The 17,696-nt window shown below is 68.4% G+C and carries 28 protein-coding genes and 1 tRNA gene; 2 read left to right on the forward strand and 27 right to left on the reverse strand.

Annotated features, from left to right (window positions below; translation table 11 throughout):
* The 25 genes from QOL69_RS07330 to QOL69_RS07450 all read right to left on the reverse strand — a co-directional run bounded on the left by QOL69_RS07330 (nucleotide 1) and on the right by QOL69_RS07450 (nucleotide 14,365).
* Entirely contained in the window at nucleotides 1–498 is a 498-nt protein-coding gene (locus tag QOL69_RS07330) for an uL15m family ribosomal protein (protein WP_283402668.1), read from the reverse strand.
* On the reverse strand, nucleotides 495–959 hold the full coding sequence (locus QOL69_RS07335; protein ID WP_283402669.1) for a 50S ribosomal protein L30: 465 nt from the start codon (nucleotides 957–959) through the stop codon (nucleotides 495–497). Before QOL69_RS07335 ends, QOL69_RS07330 begins: the two co-directional genes overlap by 4 nt.
* The gene (locus QOL69_RS07340; protein ID WP_048078223.1) at nucleotides 959–1,606 is read right to left on the reverse strand and encodes a 30S ribosomal protein S5; all 648 of its coding nucleotides are present in this window, start codon (nucleotides 1,604–1,606) and stop codon (nucleotides 959–961) included. Before QOL69_RS07340 ends, QOL69_RS07335 begins: the two co-directional genes overlap by 1 nt.
* Nucleotides 1,599–2,156: a 50S ribosomal protein L18 gene (locus QOL69_RS07345; protein ID WP_283402670.1), complete on the reverse strand. Its 558-nt coding sequence runs from the start codon at nucleotides 2,154–2,156 to the stop codon at nucleotides 1,599–1,601. Before QOL69_RS07345 ends, QOL69_RS07340 begins: the two co-directional genes overlap by 8 nt.
* Entirely contained in the window at nucleotides 2,156–2,617 is a 462-nt protein-coding gene (locus QOL69_RS07350) for a 50S ribosomal protein L19e (RefSeq protein ID WP_048078225.1), read from the reverse strand. The genes QOL69_RS07345 and QOL69_RS07350 overlap by 1 nt, the downstream gene beginning before the upstream one ends.
* On the reverse strand, nucleotides 2,610–3,320 hold the full coding sequence (locus tag QOL69_RS07355; protein WP_048078226.1) for a 50S ribosomal protein L32e: 711 nt from the start codon (nucleotides 3,318–3,320) through the stop codon (nucleotides 2,610–2,612). Before QOL69_RS07355 ends, QOL69_RS07350 begins: the two co-directional genes overlap by 8 nt.
* 3 nt (nucleotides 3,321–3,323) lie before the next feature.
* Nucleotides 3,324–3,857 carry a 50S ribosomal protein L6 gene (locus QOL69_RS07360; RefSeq protein ID WP_048078227.1) on the reverse strand — a complete coding sequence of 178 codons (534 nt, stop codon included), beginning with the start codon at nucleotides 3,855–3,857 and terminating at the stop codon, nucleotides 3,324–3,326.
* Between the two features lie 2 nt (nucleotides 3,858–3,859).
* On the reverse strand, nucleotides 3,860–4,252 hold the full coding sequence (locus QOL69_RS07365) for a 30S ribosomal protein S8 (protein ID WP_048078228.1): 393 nt from the start codon (nucleotides 4,250–4,252) through the stop codon (nucleotides 3,860–3,862).
* 2 nt (nucleotides 4,253–4,254) lie between these two features.
* On the reverse strand, nucleotides 4,255–4,428 hold the full coding sequence (locus QOL69_RS07370) for a 30S ribosomal protein S14 (RefSeq protein ID WP_004597423.1): 174 nt from the start codon (nucleotides 4,426–4,428) through the stop codon (nucleotides 4,255–4,257).
* The gene (locus QOL69_RS07375; protein ID WP_048078229.1) at nucleotides 4,425–4,949 is read right to left on the reverse strand and encodes a 50S ribosomal protein L5; all 525 of its coding nucleotides are present in this window, start codon (nucleotides 4,947–4,949) and stop codon (nucleotides 4,425–4,427) included. Before QOL69_RS07375 ends, QOL69_RS07370 begins: the two co-directional genes overlap by 4 nt.
* Complete coding sequence (locus tag QOL69_RS07380; protein ID WP_048078230.1) at nucleotides 4,942–5,661, reverse strand: 30S ribosomal protein S4e; 720 nt, start codon at nucleotides 5,659–5,661, stop codon at nucleotides 4,942–4,944. The genes QOL69_RS07375 and QOL69_RS07380 overlap by 8 nt, the downstream gene beginning before the upstream one ends.
* Nucleotides 5,658–6,014, reverse strand: coding sequence for a 50S ribosomal protein L24 (rplX, locus tag QOL69_RS07385; protein WP_008584888.1), 357 nt, complete (start codon nucleotides 6,012–6,014; stop codon nucleotides 5,658–5,660). Before rplX ends, QOL69_RS07380 begins: the two co-directional genes overlap by 4 nt.
* A gap of 2 nt (nucleotides 6,015–6,016) precedes the next feature.
* Nucleotides 6,017–6,415: a 50S ribosomal protein L14 gene (locus QOL69_RS07390; protein WP_004597429.1), complete on the reverse strand. Its 399-nt coding sequence runs from the start codon at nucleotides 6,413–6,415 to the stop codon at nucleotides 6,017–6,019.
* Entirely contained in the window at nucleotides 6,415–6,759 is a 345-nt protein-coding gene (locus QOL69_RS07395; protein ID WP_048078231.1) for a 30S ribosomal protein S17, read from the reverse strand. Before QOL69_RS07395 ends, QOL69_RS07390 begins: the two co-directional genes overlap by 1 nt.
* The gene (locus tag QOL69_RS07400; RefSeq protein ID WP_283402671.1) at nucleotides 6,750–7,208 is read right to left on the reverse strand and encodes a ribonuclease P protein component 1; all 459 of its coding nucleotides are present in this window, start codon (nucleotides 7,206–7,208) and stop codon (nucleotides 6,750–6,752) included. The genes QOL69_RS07395 and QOL69_RS07400 overlap by 10 nt, the downstream gene beginning before the upstream one ends.
* A gap of 1 nt (nucleotide 7,209) precedes the next feature.
* Nucleotides 7,210–7,428, reverse strand: coding sequence for a 50S ribosomal protein L29 (gene rpmC / locus QOL69_RS07405; RefSeq protein WP_048078233.1), 219 nt, complete (start codon nucleotides 7,426–7,428; stop codon nucleotides 7,210–7,212).
* A gap of 1 nt (nucleotide 7,429) precedes the next feature.
* On the reverse strand, nucleotides 7,430–8,374 hold the full coding sequence (locus QOL69_RS07410) for a 30S ribosomal protein S3 (protein ID WP_283402672.1): 945 nt from the start codon (nucleotides 8,372–8,374) through the stop codon (nucleotides 7,430–7,432).
* Nucleotides 8,374–8,838, reverse strand: a complete 465-nt coding sequence (locus tag QOL69_RS07415; RefSeq protein ID WP_283402673.1) for a 50S ribosomal protein L22 — start codon at nucleotides 8,836–8,838, stop codon at nucleotides 8,374–8,376. The genes QOL69_RS07410 and QOL69_RS07415 overlap by 1 nt, the downstream gene beginning before the upstream one ends.
* 3 nt (nucleotides 8,839–8,841) lie before the next feature.
* Nucleotides 8,842–9,267, reverse strand: coding sequence for a 30S ribosomal protein S19 (locus QOL69_RS07420; protein ID WP_048078237.1), 426 nt, complete (start codon nucleotides 9,265–9,267; stop codon nucleotides 8,842–8,844).
* Nucleotides 9,264–9,986 carry a 50S ribosomal protein L2 gene (locus tag QOL69_RS07425; RefSeq protein ID WP_283402674.1) on the reverse strand — a complete coding sequence of 241 codons (723 nt, stop codon included), beginning with the start codon at nucleotides 9,984–9,986 and terminating at the stop codon, nucleotides 9,264–9,266. The genes QOL69_RS07420 and QOL69_RS07425 overlap by 4 nt, the downstream gene beginning before the upstream one ends.
* 1 nt (nucleotide 9,987) lies before the next feature.
* On the reverse strand, nucleotides 9,988–10,242 hold the full coding sequence (locus QOL69_RS07430) for a 50S ribosomal protein L23 (protein WP_048078239.1): 255 nt from the start codon (nucleotides 10,240–10,242) through the stop codon (nucleotides 9,988–9,990).
* Nucleotides 10,239–10,985, reverse strand: a complete 747-nt coding sequence (gene rpl4p, locus QOL69_RS07435; RefSeq protein ID WP_283402675.1) for a 50S ribosomal protein L4 — start codon at nucleotides 10,983–10,985, stop codon at nucleotides 10,239–10,241. Before rpl4p ends, QOL69_RS07430 begins: the two co-directional genes overlap by 4 nt.
* Before the next feature lie 3 nt (nucleotides 10,986–10,988).
* On the reverse strand, nucleotides 10,989–12,005 hold the full coding sequence (locus QOL69_RS07440) for a 50S ribosomal protein L3 (RefSeq protein ID WP_048078490.1): 1,017 nt from the start codon (nucleotides 12,003–12,005) through the stop codon (nucleotides 10,989–10,991).
* Between the two features lie 4 nt (nucleotides 12,006–12,009).
* Entirely contained in the window at nucleotides 12,010–12,876 is an 867-nt protein-coding gene (locus tag QOL69_RS07445) for a putative RNA uridine N3 methyltransferase (RefSeq protein ID WP_048078492.1), read from the reverse strand.
* A gap of 211 nt (nucleotides 12,877–13,087) precedes the next feature.
* Nucleotides 13,088–14,365, reverse strand: a complete 1,278-nt coding sequence (locus QOL69_RS07450) for a PQQ-dependent sugar dehydrogenase (protein ID WP_283402676.1) — start codon at nucleotides 14,363–14,365, stop codon at nucleotides 13,088–13,090.
* A gap of 108 nt (nucleotides 14,366–14,473) precedes the next feature.
* Here QOL69_RS07450 and QOL69_RS07455 point away from each other — a divergent pair.
* A tRNA-Gly gene (locus QOL69_RS07455) sits at nucleotides 14,474–14,544 on the forward strand.
* Nucleotides 14,545–15,092: 548 nt separating this feature from the next.
* Complete coding sequence (locus QOL69_RS07460) at nucleotides 15,093–15,929, forward strand: aldo/keto reductase (RefSeq protein ID WP_283402677.1); 837 nt, start codon at nucleotides 15,093–15,095, stop codon at nucleotides 15,927–15,929.
* Between the two features lie 7 nt (nucleotides 15,930–15,936).
* Here the strand turns inward: QOL69_RS07460 and gfo6 are convergent, their stop codons facing one another.
* On the reverse strand, nucleotides 15,937–17,037 hold the full coding sequence (gene gfo6, locus QOL69_RS07465) for a D-xylose 1-dehydrogenase Gfo6 (RefSeq protein ID WP_283402678.1): 1,101 nt from the start codon (nucleotides 17,035–17,037) through the stop codon (nucleotides 15,937–15,939).
* Nucleotides 17,038–17,110: 73 nt separating this feature from the next.
* Entirely contained in the window at nucleotides 17,111–17,638 is a 528-nt protein-coding gene (locus QOL69_RS07470) for a redoxin domain-containing protein (RefSeq protein ID WP_283402679.1), read from the reverse strand.
* Nucleotides 17,639–17,696 lie beyond the last annotated feature (58 nt).

Here is a 17,696-nt window from a genome sequence, read left to right on the forward strand (position 1 = left end):
TTACGCCTCGTCGTTCTCGTCGTCGGAAGTGTTTTCCGGTTCGTCAGCGGCGTCTTCGGCGCGCTCGGAGAGCGTCGCCTCGCCGCCGGCTTCCTCGATGAGCTCGACCGCGCCGGCGGTGAACGCGTCCGCCGTGACGCGAAGTTCCCGCCGAACCTGTCCGCCACCGAGTACCTTCACGACGTCCGCCTCGTGGCCGTCCTCGACGACGTCGCGCGCGTCGAAGACGTACGCGTCGCCGTCCTCCTCGGCGAGGTCCTCAGCGGCGTACAGCGCCGCGTCCTCGTCGAGCTTCTGGACCTTCACTTCGAGGACCTCCGTCTTGGCGTCCTCGGGACGCTTGAACCCGTGCTTGCCGAGCGGGCCGTAGTTGTGGTACTCGTGTTTCGCGCGACCGGCCGCGCCGCGGCCGCCGCGGTGACCGGCACCGCGCCGGTTCTTGTGCGTGCCGCCGCCGTGCGTGCGCGAGCCGCGCTGTCGTCGTTTCTTGCTCGTCATCGCATCGCCTCCAGGAGACCGTCGATCTCCTCGGTGGTGTGTTTCCCGAGTTCGCCGCCCTCGATCACGGGGTGTTTGATCCCCTCGTGACCACCGCGGGGCGCGTGGAGCCGCAGCGTCGGCGAGAGCCCCTGCTCGCGCAGGGTCGTCTCCTCGTCGACGAGCGCCTCGGCCAGCGCTTCGAGGTCGGCGTAGTCGGTGTTGTCGTCGATCCACTCGTCGTCGACGTCGGCGGAGCCTTCGAGCGGCTCGCCCCGCAGCGCGATCGTGCGCGCGACGGTCTCGACGCTCGGTTCCCCGAACGCGACGACGTCGTTGACCTTCGTGATCATGCCGCGGTACGAGTCCGTCTCGGGGACGAACGTCGCGTGGTTGACGCGCCCGATGTTCAGCATATCGAGCGTGTCCTCGACGCCGTACTCGAGGTTGACGTCGCCGCGGAGCTGAACGATCGCCTGCATCACTCGCTCACCTCGTCGTAGTGGACTTCGCGCGCGTGCTGCGGAGTGCGGGACTGCGCCGCGTTCTCCAAGGCGTTGAACGTCGCCTTCGCGAGGTTCACCGTCGTGCGCGTGTTGCCGTCGGAGCTGGTCCAGGCGTCCTCGACGCCGGCGAGCTCCAAGATGTTGCGGACCGTCTCCGCGGCCGCGAGACCCAGCCCCTGCGGGGCGGGCTTGATTTCGACCGTAACGGAGCCGGCCTTCCCCTTCGCCGTTCGGGTGAGGGAGTTGGTGCCACCGGGCTGGTCCTCCCAGGACCCGGAGCCGCGGTCGACGGAGATGATGTTCAGCTTCGCGACGTCGATCGCCTTCTGGATCGCGCCGCCGACCTGATCGTCGCGGGCCTGCGCGTAGCCGAGGTAGCCGTCGCGGTTGCCCACGGCGACCACGCAGCGGAACTTCACGCGGCGGCCCGAGTCGGTCATGCGCTGGACCATGTTGATGTCCAGCACCTCGTCTTCCAGCCCCGGGAGGAGCTGATCGACGATCTCGGCCTCCTTCAGCGGGAGTCCGGATTCGAGCGCCTGTTCCATCGACGTGACCTCGCCGTCCTGTACCTTGCGGCCGAGTCGCGTCCGCGGTTCCCAGCCGTCGTTGTGTCTACTCATGGTCCTCCTGGATTGTCGCGAGCACGTCGTCGAAGTGCTCGGGTAGCTCGCTGGCGTCGAACTCGCCGCTGTACAGCGGCTCGTCGAGCTGCTCGGCGTAGTCGGCGATGTGTTCGCCGCGCGTGCGCGACCAGTCGGCCAGCACGTCGTCGTTGTGCGGGACCTCAAGGCCCGCGTCAATCGCTCCTTCCTGTACCGCGAACGTCTTGTTGCCGGGCGTCGCCGTGTTGAGCCCAATGTCGAGGACGGCCTCGTCGAGGCCGGCGTCGACGGCGCGAGCGCCCGCGAGGAAGCCGGTGAGGTACGCACTGGGGAGGTTGCCCGTGGGGGCGTCCCAGCCGTACTCGCCGAGCTCCTCGCTGGAGGCGGCCGCGTGGGTCTCGTCGCCGTCAGGTCCGGGAGTCACCAGCTGCGCCCTGACGTGAGCGTTGCTCACCCGGGCGACCAGGCGAGGCTTGCCCGATTTCAGCAGGCGCAACCTCTGATGGTAATCCGTCCGGACCTCGCGGCGGCGGCGCATCGGCACCTTGTATCGTGGTCCTGTCGCCATTAGTCCGTCACCTCGTAACCGAACTGCGTCCGAATGTACGCCTCGAGACGGGCGACGTCCTCGAAGTCTCCGCCGCTCGCCTTGTTGTACAGCGTGCGGTACTCGGAGGCGTCGAGCACGTCTTCCTCGTCGCGAAGCTCCTTCAGGCGCGCCCGCTGTGCGCGGATCCGCGCCTTCCAGTCGTCTTTCGTGTTCTGCCGCGCGCCGGACTTCCCCTTCCGGGTACCGGCACCCGACTGGTGCCCGTAGGAGCGCTTGTCGGAGCGCTCACGGGCGCGACCGCGCGAGTTCGTCTTCGCGTCCTTCGCGCGGATCGTTCCCTGTTCGATGAGCTCGCGGACGTCCTCGCGGGTGATCGCGTCCGCGATCTCCTCCTGTGCCTCGGGGTCGAGCCAGACGCGGCCCTTGCCGACGTCCAGCTCGTCCGCTGCGAGCCGTTTCTGGGCTTTCAGGTCACTCATCGTCGACCTCCACTTCGACGTAGGTCGGGTTCAGCACGCGGATCTCGCGCTCCTCCGCCTCGTCTTCGATCAGTTCGCGCTTGCGACCGCCGACCTTCGAGGCGATCCGCACCGCCTGCGTGTCGCCGTCGACGCCTTCGAGGTCGTCCGTGTTGTGGACACGGACCTCCTCGAAGCCGCTCGGGTGTAGGTCGCGGGACGCCGTCGGCGAACGGAAGCCGGCCTCGACGACCGGTCCCTTCGATTTCATCCGACGGCGCTGTTTGGAGAGCCCGCCGCGCGGCTTGCGCCACGATGTCGGGATCCGCTTTTTCTTGTGGTAGTCCTGCCGGTTGAACTGCGGTTTCCCCTCGCGGTGCTTCTGTGCGAGCGCGCGAGCGGTCTCGTCGTCCAGTTCCGGCGTCTTGTCGGCGTGACCGCGGGGCCGAAGCTCCGTCTCGACGGTCTCGGACTCGTCGGTCTCCTCGACCGCCTCCTCCTCGTCCGTCTCGTCTTCGATCTCCGCGTCCGCCTCCTCGTCGACCTCCAGCCCGCCGACGTCGGCCTTGATACGCGCTGCGAGCGCGTTGCCGACGCCGTCGACCTCGGAGAGCTCCGACTGGGAGGCGGCCTTCACGTCTTCGACCGTCTCGTAGCCGGCCTCACGAAGGGCGTCCGCCTTCGAGGGACCGACACCGCTGATGTCTTCCAGTTCGTCTGCCATTGGTTAGGCACCTCCGGTGGGCTTCTCGACGATGTACACGCCGTCCTGGAAGACGCGCGTGTCCTTGTCGGTCACCTTCGTCAGCTGTTCGATGTCGGCGGCGGTCTGCCCGACGGCCTCCTTGTCGGAGCCCGTCAGCGTGACCGTCTCGCCGTCGACCTGTACCTCAGTGTCTCCGCGAATCGGGGTGCGCCGCGCGGCGCTCTCTCCGAGGAAGTTCTCGATGACGACCTCGTCGCCCTCCACGGTCACCTGCATCGGGAAGTGAGCGTAGTACACTTCCATCGCGTACTCCCATCCCTCGGTGACGCCGTGGATCATGTTGGCGACGTGGCTCTCGAAGGTGCCGACCGTCGCGTTGGTCTTCGCGTCCTCGTTGTCGGCGGTGATGACCACCGCGCCGTCCTCGACCGACACGTCGACGTCGGGGTACCAGAGGCGTCGCGTGACGCTCCCGTTGGGACCCTCGACGGTGAGTTCGAGGTGGTCGGTCTCGGCGGAGACGTCGTCCGGAATCTCGATTTCGACTCTGTTCATTGTTAGTAGACGTATGCGATCACTTGGCCACCGATGCCCTGTTCGCGGGCCTCGTAGTGGCTCATGACGCCGTGGCTCGTCGTGACGATGAGCGTCCCGTAGTCACGGGCGGGGAGGTACCGCTTCTCCCACTTCTCGAACTCGTCAGCGCCCGCCGAGTAGCGGGGCTTGACTGCGCCACACTCGTTGATCGCGCCTTTCAGTTCGACCTCGAACTTCCCGGCCTTCCCGTCGTCGACGTACTCGAAGCCGTCGACGTACCCGCGGTCGTAGAGGACCTCGAGGACGGAGCCGATGGTGTTCGAAGCGGGCTCTACCGTGTACGACAGATGGCCAACGCTCTCGGCGTTGTCCATGCCGGCGAGCGCGTTGGTGAATGGATCGTTTCCCGTCATGATCAGCTGTACTTCTCGAATCCCATGTCTCGGGCGACCTCGCGGAAACACTGCCGGCAGAGGTTGATATCGTACTTGCCGACGAGTCCCTGCTCGCGGTCGCACCGCCGGCACGTGTGCCGGGAGTCGGTGCGCTTCGCGGCGTGCTCGCCCGTGTCGTTGTTCGCTTCGCTCATTCGGTTACCTCGACGTTGAAGTTCGTTTCGAGGAACGCGGCCGCGTCCTCGGCTGTCATCCGGTGGCGGGCGGGGATTGTCCCCGTCGCCTTGTCGCGCTTCGAGACGCGGTAGCCGGGACGGACGATCGTCGTCGTCACGTCGAGACCGTAGATCCCGGTGTTGGGATCGTACTCCTGGCTCGGGAAGTCGGTGTGGTCCTCGACCCCGAAGCTGAGGTTGCCCGTGTCGTCGAACTGGCTCCGGCCGATTTCGACCAGCTCCAGCGCGGTTTCGAGGAACGCGTGCGCGTCCTCGCCCCGCAGCGTCACCTTGACGCCGATCGGGTCGCCCTTGCGGATCCCGAACTCGGCGATGGTGCGCTTCGAGGTGGTCCGGACCGACTGCTGGCCCGTGATCTCCTCGATGATCTCCTCGGCGTCGGCGAGGGGTTCACCGCCCTGCCCGACGCCCATGTGGACGACGACCTTCTCGAGGTACGGCTCGCGCATCTCGTTGGCGGCGCTGTCGGCTTCACTCATCCGAATCACCCGCCTCCTCGTCGTCCGTGAAGTTCTCGTCGATGACGACGACGTACTCCTCGACCGTCTCGTAGCCGCCGTCCTCGCTGGCGACGGTGACGGTGTTGTCTCCGGACCCGAGAGTCACGTCGATGTCGTCGATCTCGCCGATCTGACCGGCGTGCTGGCCGGCGACGGCGGTCACGAGTGCACCCTCCTCGTACTCGAAGTGGGCGACGATCTCCTTCGTCTCGTTGTCGACGACGATCGAGTCGTTCGTCTCGTAGTCCGCGTCGTCGTCGACGCGGACGTTCGTCCCGTCGTGGAGCGTCAGCTGGACGACCCCGCCGGGGACGACGGTCTTGTTCGTGATCTTCCCGAGCCGGCTGCCCGCGGCCTCCTCGTCGACGGGAGTCAGCGCGAGCCGACCGCCCTCGTCGGGGAAGACGCGGAAGTACTCCCCGCGCTCGGGGAACGCCAGGATGTCGAACATCCCGATCGGACGCTGTTCGTCCGAGATGGCGTCCCCGTTGACGAGGATCGAGTCGTTGTTCAGCGCGTAGCGCGCCTCCTTCGTCGAGTCGACGTAGCCGAGCACGTCCCGAAGCAGGACGACGAGCGGAACGCCCGCCTCGCCGTGCGGGCCCGCGCCCGCCTTCACCGTGAACGTGTCCGTCTTGCGCTCGACCGGCCAGGAGTTCGGTACTGACAGTCGCTTCTGGTGTCGCGTCATTCGTTGTCCTCCTGGAGCCGCGCCTCGCGGCGCTCGTCTTCGAGGTCCAGTTCGGTCACCCGGACGTTACTCGCCGGGATGGGGCGGGGAACCTCCTCCCCGTCCGCCTTCTCGACGGTGACGTCCTCGACCGTGATCCGCTCGGCGGACAGGTCGACGGAGACGACCTCCGCCTCCGTCCCGGCCGCGTCGCCGCGAAGCACCTCGACGGTGTCGCCGGCGTTGACGCGGACGTTCCGCTGTCCATACTCCTCGCGGAGATCGGCGGTGAGGGTGGCCCGGACCTGGTTCTGCCGCTCGTGGAGCGGCGCGGTCTCCGACCGTTTTCGTTGTTTGCGTGGCTGTTTCGTCATAGTTAGACGATCATCGTCGCGGTCGAGGCGATGCTCCCGAACCGTTCGGCGACCTCGCGGGCGACGGGGCCTTTGATCTCCGTGCCCCGCGGCTCCTCGAGGTCGTCGATGATGACGGCCGCGTTGTCCTCGAACTTCACGCGCGTGCCGTCCGGACGGCGGATCGGCTTGCGCTGGCGGACGACGACCGCCTCCAGCACCTGCCGCCGCATCTCCGGGGTCCCTTTCGTGACCGAGACGGTCACCTTGTCGCCGATTCCTGCCTTCGGGTGACGGTTCTTCGTGCCGGAGTAGCCCGACACGGAGATGACCTTCAGCTCACGAGCGCCGGTGTTGTCGGCGCACGTGATGAGCGAGCCCTTCGAGAGCCCCTGCGTGACATCGGCCTTGAGCGCCTCCATCACTGATCACCCGACAGGATCTCGACGACGACGTGGGACTTCGTCTTCGAGAGCGGTCGCGTCTCCGCGATTGTCACTTCGTCACCGACTTCGAGCGAGTCGAGCACGCCCGGCACGTGGGCCGGGATGCGCGAGCGACGCTTCATGTACCGATCGTATTTCGGCACGAACACGTCGTACTCTCGCTCGACGATGACGGTCTTTGCCATGTCCGTCGACACGACCGTTCCCTCGCGGGTCTGGCCGCGGACGGAGAGCTGCCCGTAGAACGGGCACTTCTCGTAGTCGTAATCCTCCGGGTTGTCTGGCTCCGGAGGCGTGGGTACGTCGATTCCTATCGCCATTGTGTGGCACCTCGTTCGGTGCGTTCGGCGGGTCGATATCGCAACCGATCGCCATCCACCGTCGCGTAGACCGCATCTTTGCACTCGCCTCGTCGGCTCGCCGGACCCGCACCGTCACCGTCGACGGCGCTTGTGGACCCGGACGGGCCAGACTGACGGGGGCGGACCCCCGTAGTATCCGACCCGAGTTGGGACGCGGACCCCGGCGACTGCGCGTCGCCGGCGGCTTCATCTGTGCGAGCGGTCGGCGTCTCGACGACGCCGAACTCGAACGTCGCGCCCGACTTGGGCACGCGCTTGTCCCCCGACGCCGTTCGGACCACGAGGGTGCCGAACGTCTCGTCGAGCACGCGACCGACGACGCCGGCGTGGGCGTCGCTGTCGGCGTCGACCACCCGAACCGGGAGGCCGACGAGTTCGTGCCTAACGAGGTTGTCGGGGGAGATCATCTTACTGTTCGTCCTCGTCGAAGTCGCCTTCTTCCGTCTGGATCGTCTTGATCCGCGCGATGGTCTTCTTCAGCTCGTTGACGCGGCCCGGGCTCTCCGGCATGCCGCCGGCCGCCCGCTGCGCCTTCGAGTTGAGCAGCTCGGTCTCGAGCTCCTCGAGTTCGACCTCCCGCTCCGCCGCGGTCATGTCGCGGATCTCGTCTGTGTAGAGGATCGCCATCTTACTCGTCCTCCTCGTCTTCCTCGTCGGCCGCCTCCATCTCGGCGACGAGGTCGGCCGCCTCGGACTCGATCTCTTCGTCGAGCTCGTCGAGTTCGTCGGCCTCGACGTCCTCGTCGGTGACCGGTTCCTCCGCGGCGACGTCGGTGGCCTCGCTGGCCGTGTCCTGCGTCTCCTCGACGACCTCCTCGACGACCTCCTCGTCGATAGCCTCTGCGGGGTCCTCGTCGGGGACATCGACGTCGTCGCCGGCCCCGACGTCCGGGACCTCCTCGGGCTCTTCTTCCAAGAGCGCCTCGACGCCCTCGTCGTCGCCCGCGGCCGCGGCCTGCTCGACCTCCGGGACCTCGGCGTCCTCGCGGACCTCGAAGTCGTCGGGCAGCGTCGCGCCCGGCGGGATGATCTTCACGTTGACGCCGATCGTGCCGAGCTTCATGACGGCGACGCCTTGGCCGTGGTCGACGACCTCCTCCGCGGGCTCGCCGTTGTGCTTGATGTAGCCGCGGTTGAACTTCTCGACGCGCGAGCGCGCCCCGGTGACCTTACCGGACAAGACGATCTCGGCACCTAACGCGCCGGCGTCCATGATCCGGTCGATCGTCGTGTGACCGGCCTTCCGGAAGTACCAGCCGCGTTCGAGGGCGTTCGCGAGACGGTCCGCAACGATCTGGGCGTTCAGGTCGGGCTCGTCGACCTCCTGAACGTCGATCTGCGGGTCGTCCATGTCGAAGCGGTCCTCCAGCTCGGTGGTGATCTTGCGGATGTTCTTCCCGCCTTTTCCGATCACCATGCCGGGCTTTTCGGCCTTTAAGACGATCTGCGTGCCCATCGGCGTCTGGGCGACGTCCATCCCGCCGTAGCCGGCGCGGCCGAGCTCGTCCGCGAAGAACTCGTTGATCTGGGAACGGCGCAGGCCGTCCTCGATGAATTGGTGTTCGTCAGCCATTAGTTGTCAGCCTCCGGCTCCTCGATGATCAGTTCGACGTCGGCGAGCGTGGTGTTCCACTCCGTCGCGCCCGCGGCGCGGGGGTTCCGACCGGGTCGTTCGCCGACCTTGTGCGGGGCGACGTGTTTGATGACCATCTCCTCGCCGTCGAATCCCTGCTCGTCGGCGTTGTTCCTGACGTTCTCCAAGAGCTTGAGGAAGTCCTTCGCGGCCTTCTCGGGGTACCGTCCCGCGTCCCAGCCGTCGATGTCGGAGCGGTGACCCGCGCCGGCGTTGTGCTGGCGCATCGGCACCGAGGTCTCCTCGTCGATGACTTCCCGGAGGAACTCCTCCGCGTCGGCGACCGTCTCGCCTTTGATCTCTCGGGAGATCTCCTTGCTGTCCTTCACGCTGATGGGCCGGTCGCGGAGCATCCCCTTGGCGGTGGTCTCCGGGTCGGCCTCGACGCTGTAGTTGATTCCCATGGGTTACTTGAGGGGCACGAACTTCGAGGACCGGGTCGCGCCGATGCCGGCCTGACCGTGTTCGACGGTGCTTCGCGTGAGGTGGAACTCACCGAGGTAGTGCCCGATCATCTCGGGCTCGACCTGAACGCGCTCGAAGCTGTGACCGTTGTACACGGAGAAGGTGACGCCGACGAACTCCGGCAGGATCGGCATGTCGCGCAGATGCGTCCGGATCGGGTCGTCGGCCGTCGTCTCCTTGTCGCGGCTCCGGACCGTCTCCAGCAGCTTCTGCTGTTCGGTGCCGAGTCCGCGAACGATGCTTCGCCGCTGGCGTGCGGGGAGCAGTTCCGCGACCTCGTCTACGTCCATCTCCTGCAGCTCGTCGAGCGAGTGACCGCGGTAGGCGAACTCCTTGCCCTCGCGGCCGGTTCGGTAATCTGAACTCATTTGTTGCTACCTCGTCCGGTGCGCTTGGATGCGATGTCACCGACCTTGCGTCCCGGCGGGGCGTTCCGCGAGACGGACTTCGGCTGTCCGGGGTGTTGGCGACCACCGCCACCGAAGGGGTGGTCGACGGCGTTCATCGCGACGCCGCGCACGCGCGGGTATTTGGTGCCGCGCGCTTTCATCTTGTGGTGTTTGTTCCCGGCCTTGACGAAGGGCTTCTCCGTCCGGCCGCCGCCCGCGACCACGCCGATCGTGGCGCGGCACTGCGGGTCGAGTCGCTTCACTTCGCCGCTGGGGAGCTCGACGACCGCGACGTCGCGGTCGTGGGTGAGAAGCGTCGCCGACACGCCGGAGGCGCGCGCGAACTTCCCGCCGTCCCCGCGGTTGCTCTCGACGTTACAGACCGGCACGCCCTCGGGGATCTCCGCCAGCGGGAGCGTGTTGCCCGGCTTGATCTCCGCCGAGACGCCGACCTGAATCGTCTCGCCCACGCGCACGCCTTCCGGCGCAAGCACGAGCCGACGGTCGTCGTCCTCGAACTCGATCTCCGCGAGCGGAGCCGAGCGGGCGGGGTCGTGTTCGATCCCGACAATCTCGCCGGTGATCGTGTCCACGTCTTCGAGCTTCTTGTGCGACAGTTCCGCCTTGTAACGGTGGGAGGGGGCCCGGAACGTCGGGCCGCCGCGTCCGCGCCGTTGTCCTTGAATTCGTCGTCCCATCTTAGAACACCCCGATGCGCGAGGCGATTTCGGTCGCGTCGTCGTCCTCGGAGAGGGTGACGATCGCCTTCTTCTCGCCCTGCGGCGTCACCTGCGTGTTCACGCCGACGACGCCCACGTCGTAGCGGTCCGCGACCTCGGAGCTGATCTCCGGTTTGGTCGCGTCCACGTCGACGAGGAACAGCAGCTTGTTGTTGAAGTCCATCTCGTTCATCGCCTGCTCGGTGACGATCGGGTGCTCGATGATCGAGTTCATCGGTCGGCCACCTCCGAGACGGCGCTTTCGGTCCACAGCGTGAGGCGGCCCGGATGCGCGCCCGGCGCGAGGTCTTCCGCGTTGACCTCGCCCGCGGTCGCGATGTCGACGCCCGCGAGGTTGCGGGCGGCGCGGGACGGCTCCTCACTGGTGACGACGAGGACGGACTTCGGCTGGCGGTACTTGCGGCCGCGGGCCTTCCCCTGTCCGGCGCGGACGGAGCGGCCCTCCTCGGAGCGCTCGATGTCGGCGTCGACGCCGACGGCTTCGAGCACGCTCAGGGCCTCCTGCGTCTTTTCGAGGTCCTCGAACTCGTCGCTCACGACGAGCGGGAGGTCGAGGTCCTCGTCGAACGCGTGGCCGCGCTCGGCGACGAGCTCGGCGTCGGTGGTGGCCGCGATGGCCGACCGGATGGCGAGCTGTCGCTCCTTGTCGTTCAGTTTCTTCGTCTGGTCCTTCTCGGCCTTCGGCGGGTGCGCGGCGCGGCCCGACACGGCATGCGGGACGCGACGGGCGACGTTCTCGGAACGCGGCACGTGCGCGAGCCCGCGGCCGGAGCCGAACGACTCGGCGGGCGTCCGCAGCCCGGCGAACTCGTCTGCCCCGTAGGCCTGCTTTCGATTGGCCTGGGCGGCACCGACCGCGCGACCGATGAGGTCCGGTCGGAACGCGGTCTCGAAGACGGCCGGCAGATCGATGCTGCCCGCCTCGTCGCCGTCCAGGTCGTGTACTGTTGCGTTCATTGGTTATCCCTGGTTGGATTCGGTTGAAACGTACCGGACCTCGGGGTCGAGGCGCGGCTGGTCGTTCGGCCGGATGGCCGGGCGGAAGCGAAGCAGGCGCTGGTCCGGTCCCGGCAGCGAGCCCTTGATGAGCGCGTACTCGCCGTCGACCTCGCCGTAGTTGACGAAGCCGCCGTCGACGGAGGCGTCGTCGCCCTCGCCGAAGTCGATGAGGCGCTTGTTGAGCTCGGTGCGCTGATGGTAGCCGGTCTGGCCCTGCTGGGGCACGGTCGAGCGGACGCGAGAGGGGTTCCACGGACCGAGGTTACCGATCCGACGCCGCCATCCCTGACGGGCGTGTTTGCCCTTCCGCTTTTGAACGCCCCACCGCTTGACGGGGCCCTGCGTCCCTTTGCCCTTCGTGATGCCGGAGACGTCGGTGTACTGCCCCGCGCGGAAGACGTCGCCGAACTCGTGGGCACCGCCCTCGGAAACGAGATCAAGCGCGAAGTCGGCGCGCTCCTCCAGGGAGCCGCCGCCGACGCGCGTCTCCATGACGTCGGGCTTCTTCTTGGGTACGTTCGAGAGATCCGAGGGCGCGGTGTGGGTGATGACGCGCACGTCGTCGACGACGTCGTCGTCGAGCAGCGCGCGCAGTTCCTCCGCGTCGGTCTCGAAGGTGTCTTCGGCCGGCAGGTCGAGCGCGCGGTCGAGCTCCTCGTGGAACTCGCCGCTCCAGACCTCTGCGACCGGCTTCTGTCCGTACGGCGTCTCTTCGTAGGCGCGCACGGCGACGGCGTACATCTGCGGCGTCTCGACGACGGTGACGGGAACGGCTTCCTCCATTCCCTCACGCGGCGAGTTCGCCTCGTCGTTGACCATCATGACGTGGGTCATTCCGGCTTTGTAGCCGGCGAAGCCCTGCAGCGCAGGGGCCCCATCGTCTTCTGGCCACGAACGGATGCGCGGCACCTCGCTCTCTGCGCGGGTGCGCGGGCCGTAGCCCAGCGAGCCTTTTCGTGGTCGGCTTGGTTGTGGCATGTGTTTACTCCGTGAGTGTGAGCGAGCCGAGGGTCGCGAACAGAGCCTCCTCCGTCCGGACGACCTCGCTCGCCTGTGCCGGGATCGTGTTCAGCCAGAGGTCGAACCCCGGATCGGGTTCGACCGAGCGGCCGTCGGCGACGGCCGCCCGAATGCGGTCGGGCGAAAGCCCGAGCATCTCCGGAAGCCCCCGCTCGGGCGCGCCGAAGGCGACGGTGTACCCGCCGGCCTTCCGCGCGTCCGAGACGAGGTCGCCGAGCCGCGAGACGGAGAGTTCTGCTCCGTGTCGCGACGTCGCGACGGCCAGTCCGTCGCCGGCGAGCGCTTCCGACAGGTCCGCGGCCACGACCTGGAAACCCTCCTCGGGCTTCCCGGCGATGCGGGCGCGGACCGGTTCTCTCGAAGAGACCCTGATGGTGACGCGCTCCCCCTGCTCGACCTCCATGTCGGAGGGAACGAGCAGGGAGATCGGGTGTTCCCGCAGCGGGGAATTGACCCGGACGCGGCCTTCAGGTCCGACCTCGGTCACGAGTCCCTGTGTTTTCGACTCTCCCCCGCTAGGGGTCGAGCCGGTCCGCCACGGCACGCGGAGCGGGGGGAGTACACCGACGTACCGGAGTTCGTCGCGTTGGCCCCAGAGGTCCTTTCGGAGCTCCGGGGGCGTCGCGGCGTACCCCAGCACGGTGCGGACGTACTCCCCGCCCCGTCGACCGTCGCCTTCCCGGTCGGGGAAGACGACGAGCCGATCCGCCCGGAACACCGCCGCCGCACGGGCGACGTAGCCGAGTTTGCGAGTCGCCTCGCGGTCGTCCTCGGCTTCCCGGACGAGCGAAGACGGAACACAGATCGTGAGCCCGTCTTCGGTACGCATCGTGGCGAGACTGTACCCCTCGATTTCGGACGGCACCGTAAAAGGATAGCGGTCCCGATCTCCGGCTGTGCCGCGTTCACACGGGGTCTGGCGGTCGATTTCGACCCCGAGACCGTGCGAACTGTCACCGCGGTGGTTGGGGCCACGCCGAGACAGCGACGGCCTTCACGCCGGGACGATACTGACCTTCACGCCGAGGCGGCGACGGTCCTCAGTCCGGTACGATCCGCGCGATCGGCGCGTCGCCGGCGTCGACCGCGACGTAGAGGTGACCGGTGGCCGGTTCGACCGCGATCGCGCGCATGCGCCACTCCCGACCGTCGAGCAGCGGGTCACGCTCCGTCGCCGACGCCCCCTCGACGCCCGCGCCCTCGACCGTGAACCGCCCGAGGTACTGCGCCGCGAGCGTGCCGGCGAAGAGGTCGCCGCGCCACTCGGGGAACGCGTCGCCGTCGTAGAAGACGGCCCCGCTCGGCGGGAATCCCTCGGAGCCGCAGCGCCAGTAGTGAATCGGCCCGGTCACGTCGTCGCGGTCGTCGTGGGGTGGCGCGAGGGGATCGTCGGTCCCGTAGCGGCACGCCTCGGTCGCTATCGGCCAGCCGTAGTTGCCGCCGCGCTCGACGACGTTGATCTCGTCGCCGTCCTCCTCGCCGTGTTCGCACTGCCAGATCGCGCCCGTCTCGGGACGCACCGCCATCGCCTGCGGGTTACGATGGCCGTAGCTGTAGATCGCGTCGGCCGCGTCCGAATCGTCGACGAAGGGGTTCTCCGGGTGGGCGTCGCCGTCGGGCGTCAGTCTGAGCGTCGCGCCGAGCTCCGTCGACCGGTCCTGCGAGACGTGGTCCGGGCCGAAGTTCATGTCGCGCCGGTCGCCGACGGTGACGAACAGCGCACCGTCGGGACCGAACGTCGCCCGCGACCCGAAGTGGTTCGCGCCCTCGCGGAACGGCTCGGCGACGCGGATCGCCTCGAAGCCGTCGAGCGCGGGCGCGCCGCCGCCGTCGAGCGAGAGCCGCCCGGCACCGACGTGCGTCGTCGCGCCGCGCTCGTCCCCGCTCGTCGCGCTGTAGGTGAGGTAGATCCGGGAGTCGTCCGGGTAGTCGGGGTGGACCGCGACGTCGAGCAGGCCGCCCTGCCCCTCCGCGAACACCTCGGGCGCGCCCGCGACCCCCGCGACGGCCCCGTCCGCGGGGTCGACGAGTGAGAGCCGCCCCGGGCGCTCGGTGACGAGCAGGCGGCCGTCGTCGGGCAAGAACGTCAGTCCCCACGGGTTCTCGAACCCGTCCGCGACGGTCTCGACGGCGTAGTCCACGTCCGCGCCATCGTCCGGCGGGGAGTCCTCACCGTTTCCGTCGGTGTCGTCGCCGTCGCTGCCGTCGCCCGCACCGCCGAGACAGCCGGCGAGCGCGGAGAGACCGGCGATACCGGTGACGCCAGCGGTGGCGCGGAGGACGCTGCGTCTGTCGGCGCGGTCGGGGAGGCGAGCCATGGGTTGAGGTACGGACGGACGTGGGGACGCGGCACCGATGACCCTTCCGCCGACCGTCGTTCGGAACCCTTATATCTCAGACTCCGGCTACGATCTGATGCGAAGCACGCACCGGTAGTGTAGTGGTATCACGCAACCTTGCCATGGTTGCAACCCGAGTTCAAATCTCGGCCGGTGCATTTCTCGAACATAGTGAGAGAAATCACCGAGAGTGATTTGAACGCTATCAGTCGCGCGCAGCGAGCGGTGCGAGGTGCGAGCGAAGCGAGCACCTCGACAGGCGAGCGGCGAAGCCGCGAGCCGCGAGCGAGCACGTCTGATTCTGAGTTCAAATCTCGGCCGGTGCACTCCTTTCAGTCGTGCCCCGGCCTGACTCCCGTTCGCTGCGCTCACGGGAGTCTCGGCCGGTGCGTTTCCCAACTACACGAGTCGAACCGGGGAGCAATTCGTCTCGGTCGGAGTACCCCCGTAGCCCCGCTTTCTCTCGCAGCACCGCACCTCACGCCTCCCCAGCCTCGCCACCGGACTACGTCCGGTTTCAAGCGAGAGCTTCGCTCTCGCCCTGTCGCTGGCACCCTCCGCTGCGCTCCGGGAGCCAGCGACTCCCTCGCGCGGGCGACTCGCGCCGCAGGGCGGCGCTCGTCGGCACGCGCCACCGCACGATGTGTCGTCGGACTACCGTTCCCCGACCGGTACTTTCAATCGGCGATCCGGCGAAGCCCATCGCATGACCGTTCCGACCAAGACGCTCCCGAGCGGCGCGGAGCTACCGGCGCTCGGACTGGGCACGTACGACCTCGACGACGACGAGACGGCCGACAGCGTCCGGGCGGCGCTCGACGCCGGCTACGCGCACATCGACACCGCCGAGGGATACCACAACGAGGCCGTCATCGGCGACGCCCTCGCGGAGTACGACCGCGACGACGTGTTCCTCACCTCGAAGGTGCTCGCGAAGAACCTCAACTACGAGTCGGTGATCGACTCCTGCGAGGCGTCGCTCGACCGCCTCGGCACCGACTACCTCGACTTATACCTGATCCACTGGCCCAACCCCGCGATCTCGCTGCGCGAGACGCTTCGGGCGATGGCGGAGCTGCGCGAGCGCGGCCTCGTCCGCGACGTCGGCGTCTCGAACTTCAGCGCCTACCAGCTGAGCTGCGCGCACCACATTTCCGACGTGCCGATCGCGGTCAACCAGATCGAATTCCATCCGTGGTTCCAGCGCCCCGACCTAGTCGACTACTGCCGCGAGACCGACACCGCCGTCGAGGCGGCCGCGCCGCTCGCGCGGACGGACGTGTTCGGCGACGAGGTCGTCGCCGAACTGGCGGAAAAATACGACAAACATCCCGCACAGGTCGTCGTCCGGTGGGCGGTCGACAGGGGCGTCGTCCCGCTGCCGCGGTCGTCGACGCCGGACCACGTCCGGGCCAACGCCGACCTCGACTGGGAGTTAGACGAGGCGGACCGGCGGCGGCTCGACGAGCGCGATCGCGACGAGCCGGTGTACGACACCCCGGCCCGCGACTGGACGAGCGACGTGTACGGGATCGAGCAGTGAGTCGGGCCTACGCCGCGTCGCCGTCGAGTGCGACCGGTCGCCCGGTCTCGGCCGACTCGTAGATCCCGTCGAGCGCGCGCACGTCGACGAGGGCGTGTTCGCCGTCCGGGTGGAACGGCTCGCCCGCCAGTAGGTGGTGACCGAAGTACGCGAACTCTTCCTCGATCTGGTGGACCTGATCGAACTCCACGTCGACCCGCGTGCCGTCGCGGACGACGGCGAACCCGCGGTCCTCCCGCTCGTAGAAGGCGGGGTCCAAGATCAGTCTGGCGTCCGTTCCCGTGACCTCCAGCCGGCTCGCGTGCTGGGCGTTCTGGCTCACCGTACACAGCGCGTCGACGCCGCCCGGGAACTCCAGTCGGAACGTGGCGTGCTCGTCGACGTCGGCGAAGGCCTCGTGCTCCGAGCGGGTCCGTCCCGACACGCGGACCGGGTCCGCGCCGAGCGCGAACCGGGTCGTGTTGAGCGGGTAGACGCCCAGGTCCATGAGCGCGCCGCCGCCCGACAGCTCCGGGTCGAGCCGCCACTGGTCCGTGTCGCTTCCGAGTTCGCCGAGCATCGTCTGCGACATGGTCGCGTGGACGTGGACCACGTCGCCGGCGACGCCCGCGTCGATCAGGTCGCGGAGCCGCCGGACGGCGGGGTCGGTCTGCATCCGGTAGCCGACCATCAGCGGGGCGTCGGCGTCTCGGCACACCGCGACGAGCCGACGCGCGCGCTCCGGCGTCGCCTCCAGCGGCTTCTCGCAGAGGACCGCCTTCCCCTGTTCCGCGGCGGCTTCGACGTACTGCAGGTGGGTCGCGTTGGGGGTCGCGACGTACACCGCGTCGTACGCGTCCGCGGCCGCGCCCGATCGGAACTCCTCGGGCGTGACGCCGGTCACGTCGCGCTCGGCGGCGACCGCCTCGACCGCGTCGGCGTCGATGTCGGTGACGACGGTCGCCTCGGTGTACGCCGACCGGTCGATCCCCGGCAGCGCCCACTCGCGGGCGAACCAGCCGAGGCCGACGACGGCGACTCGGACGGGGTCGGTGACGGCGTCGGGATCGAGCGTCTCCCAGTCCCGGCGCGTGAACTCGTCGAGGTACTCCGCGAAGGCGGCGTCCATGTCCGGGTCTCGGCGCGGCGGCGACAAATAACTTCGACAACGGCGGGGACGGTGCGGGGACGACGCCGGCCGCTCACCACGCCCCGTCGTAGTCCACCTGCGGTCGGTCGACGTCGAGACCGATCTCGCGGAGCGTCTCGGTCGCGTTCTCGACGGGCGCGGGGTCGGCGCGGTCGAGCGCGTCGGCCGTCGCCTCGGCGAACCTGACGGTCCAGTCGCCGTCGATGGCGACCGTCGCGCGGCGCGGGATATCCGAGTGACCCTCCCACGACGCCGCGAGCAGGTCGTACGACTCCGCGACACCCCCGTGGAAGTCGGAGACGACGGGGAAGGGGAGGTCGAACCGGTCGGCGTACGCGAACCCCGCGTACAGCGAGTCGCCGGTGAGCGCGACGACGGCGAGGTCGTCGCGGTCGCCCCAGCCCGCGTCCCGCACCGCCGCGAGCCCGGCGGTGCAGGTCGGCACGAACGTCGCGGGCGCGAACGCGAGGACGACGGCCTCGTGCGCCTCGACGAGGCGGAGCAGTTCCAGTTCGACGGCGCTCTCCCCCGAGACCGCCGGAGCGATGAAGTCGGGGGCCGTGTCGCCGACGCCGATCATACGAGCCGGTGCGTGCGTGAGCGGTAAATACCCGTCCCCGACGCCGCACAGAGGGCCG

Origin of the sequence: Halorubrum sp. DM2, assembly GCF_901686465.1 — an archaeon.
Taxonomy (GTDB): domain Archaea; phylum Halobacteriota; class Halobacteria; order Halobacteriales; family Haloferacaceae; genus Halorubrum.

Excerpts from the sequence above, each read along its gene's own strand:
- QOL69_RS07330 (WP_283402668.1), bottom strand. The coding sequence starts at position 498 with ATGACGAGCAAGAAACGACGACAGCGCGGCTCGCGCACGCACGGCGGC.
- QOL69_RS07335 (WP_283402669.1), bottom strand. The coding sequence starts at position 959 with ATGCAGGCGATCGTTCAGCTCCGCGGCGACGTCAACCTCGAGTACGGC.
- QOL69_RS07340 (WP_048078223.1), bottom strand. The coding sequence starts at position 1,606 with ATGAGTAGACACAACGACGGCTGGGAACCGCGGACGCGACTCGGCCGC.
- QOL69_RS07345 (WP_283402670.1), bottom strand. The coding sequence starts at position 2,156 with ATGGCGACAGGACCACGATACAAGGTGCCGATGCGCCGCCGCCGCGAG.
- QOL69_RS07350 (WP_048078225.1), bottom strand. The coding sequence starts at position 2,617 with ATGAGTGACCTGAAAGCCCAGAAACGGCTCGCAGCGGACGAGCTGGAC.
- QOL69_RS07355 (WP_048078226.1), bottom strand. The coding sequence starts at position 3,320 with ATGGCAGACGAACTGGAAGACATCAGCGGTGTCGGTCCCTCGAAGGCG.
- QOL69_RS07360 (WP_048078227.1), bottom strand. The coding sequence starts at position 3,857 with ATGAACAGAGTCGAAATCGAGATTCCGGACGACGTCTCCGCCGAGACC.
- QOL69_RS07365 (WP_048078228.1), bottom strand. The coding sequence starts at position 4,252 with ATGACGGGAAACGATCCATTCACCAACGCGCTCGCCGGCATGGACAAC.
- QOL69_RS07370 (WP_004597423.1), bottom strand. The coding sequence starts at position 4,428 with ATGAGCGAAGCGAACAACGACACGGGCGAGCACGCCGCGAAGCGCACC.
- QOL69_RS07375 (WP_048078229.1), bottom strand. The coding sequence starts at position 4,949 with ATGAGTGAAGCCGACAGCGCCGCCAACGAGATGCGCGAGCCGTACCTC.
- QOL69_RS07380 (WP_048078230.1), bottom strand. The coding sequence starts at position 5,661 with ATGACGCGACACCAGAAGCGACTGTCAGTACCGAACTCCTGGCCGGTC.
- rplX (WP_008584888.1), bottom strand. The coding sequence starts at position 6,014 with ATGACGAAACAGCCACGCAAACAACGAAAACGGTCGGAGACCGCGCCG.
- QOL69_RS07390 (WP_004597429.1), bottom strand. The coding sequence starts at position 6,415 with ATGGAGGCGCTCAAGGCCGATGTCACGCAGGGGCTCTCGAAGGGCTCG.
- QOL69_RS07395 (WP_048078231.1), bottom strand. The coding sequence starts at position 6,759 with ATGGCGATAGGAATCGACGTACCCACGCCTCCGGAGCCAGACAACCCG.
- QOL69_RS07400 (WP_283402671.1), bottom strand. The coding sequence starts at position 7,208 with ATGATCTCCCCCGACAACCTCGTTAGGCACGAACTCGTCGGCCTCCCG.
- rpmC (WP_048078233.1), bottom strand. The coding sequence starts at position 7,428 with ATGGCGATCCTCTACACAGACGAGATCCGCGACATGACCGCGGCGGAG.
- QOL69_RS07410 (WP_283402672.1), bottom strand. The coding sequence starts at position 8,374 with ATGGCTGACGAACACCAATTCATCGAGGACGGCCTGCGCCGTTCCCAG.
- QOL69_RS07415 (WP_283402673.1), bottom strand. The coding sequence starts at position 8,838 with ATGGGAATCAACTACAGCGTCGAGGCCGACCCGGAGACCACCGCCAAG.
- QOL69_RS07420 (WP_048078237.1), bottom strand. The coding sequence starts at position 9,267 with ATGAGTTCAGATTACCGAACCGGCCGCGAGGGCAAGGAGTTCGCCTAC.
- QOL69_RS07425 (WP_283402674.1), bottom strand. The coding sequence starts at position 9,986 with ATGGGACGACGAATTCAAGGACAACGGCGCGGACGCGGCGGCCCGACG.
- QOL69_RS07430 (WP_048078239.1), bottom strand. The coding sequence starts at position 10,242 with ATGAACTCGATCATCGAGCACCCGATCGTCACCGAGCAGGCGATGAAC.
- rpl4p (WP_283402675.1), bottom strand. The coding sequence starts at position 10,985 with ATGAACGCAACAGTACACGACCTGGACGGCGACGAGGCGGGCAGCATC.
- QOL69_RS07440 (WP_048078490.1), bottom strand. The coding sequence starts at position 12,005 with ATGCCACAACCAAGCCGACCACGAAAAGGCTCGCTGGGCTACGGCCCG.
- QOL69_RS07445 (WP_048078492.1), bottom strand. The coding sequence starts at position 12,876 with ATGCGTACCGAAGACGGGCTCACGATCTGTGTTCCGTCTTCGCTCGTC.
- QOL69_RS07450 (WP_283402676.1), bottom strand. The coding sequence starts at position 14,365 with ATGGCTCGCCTCCCCGACCGCGCCGACAGACGCAGCGTCCTCCGCGCC.
- QOL69_RS07460 (WP_283402677.1), top strand. The coding sequence starts at position 15,093 with ATGACCGTTCCGACCAAGACGCTCCCGAGCGGCGCGGAGCTACCGGCG.
- gfo6 (WP_283402678.1), bottom strand. The coding sequence starts at position 17,037 with ATGGACGCCGCCTTCGCGGAGTACCTCGACGAGTTCACGCGCCGGGAC.
- QOL69_RS07470 (WP_283402679.1), bottom strand. The coding sequence starts at position 17,638 with ATGATCGGCGTCGGCGACACGGCCCCCGACTTCATCGCTCCGGCGGTC.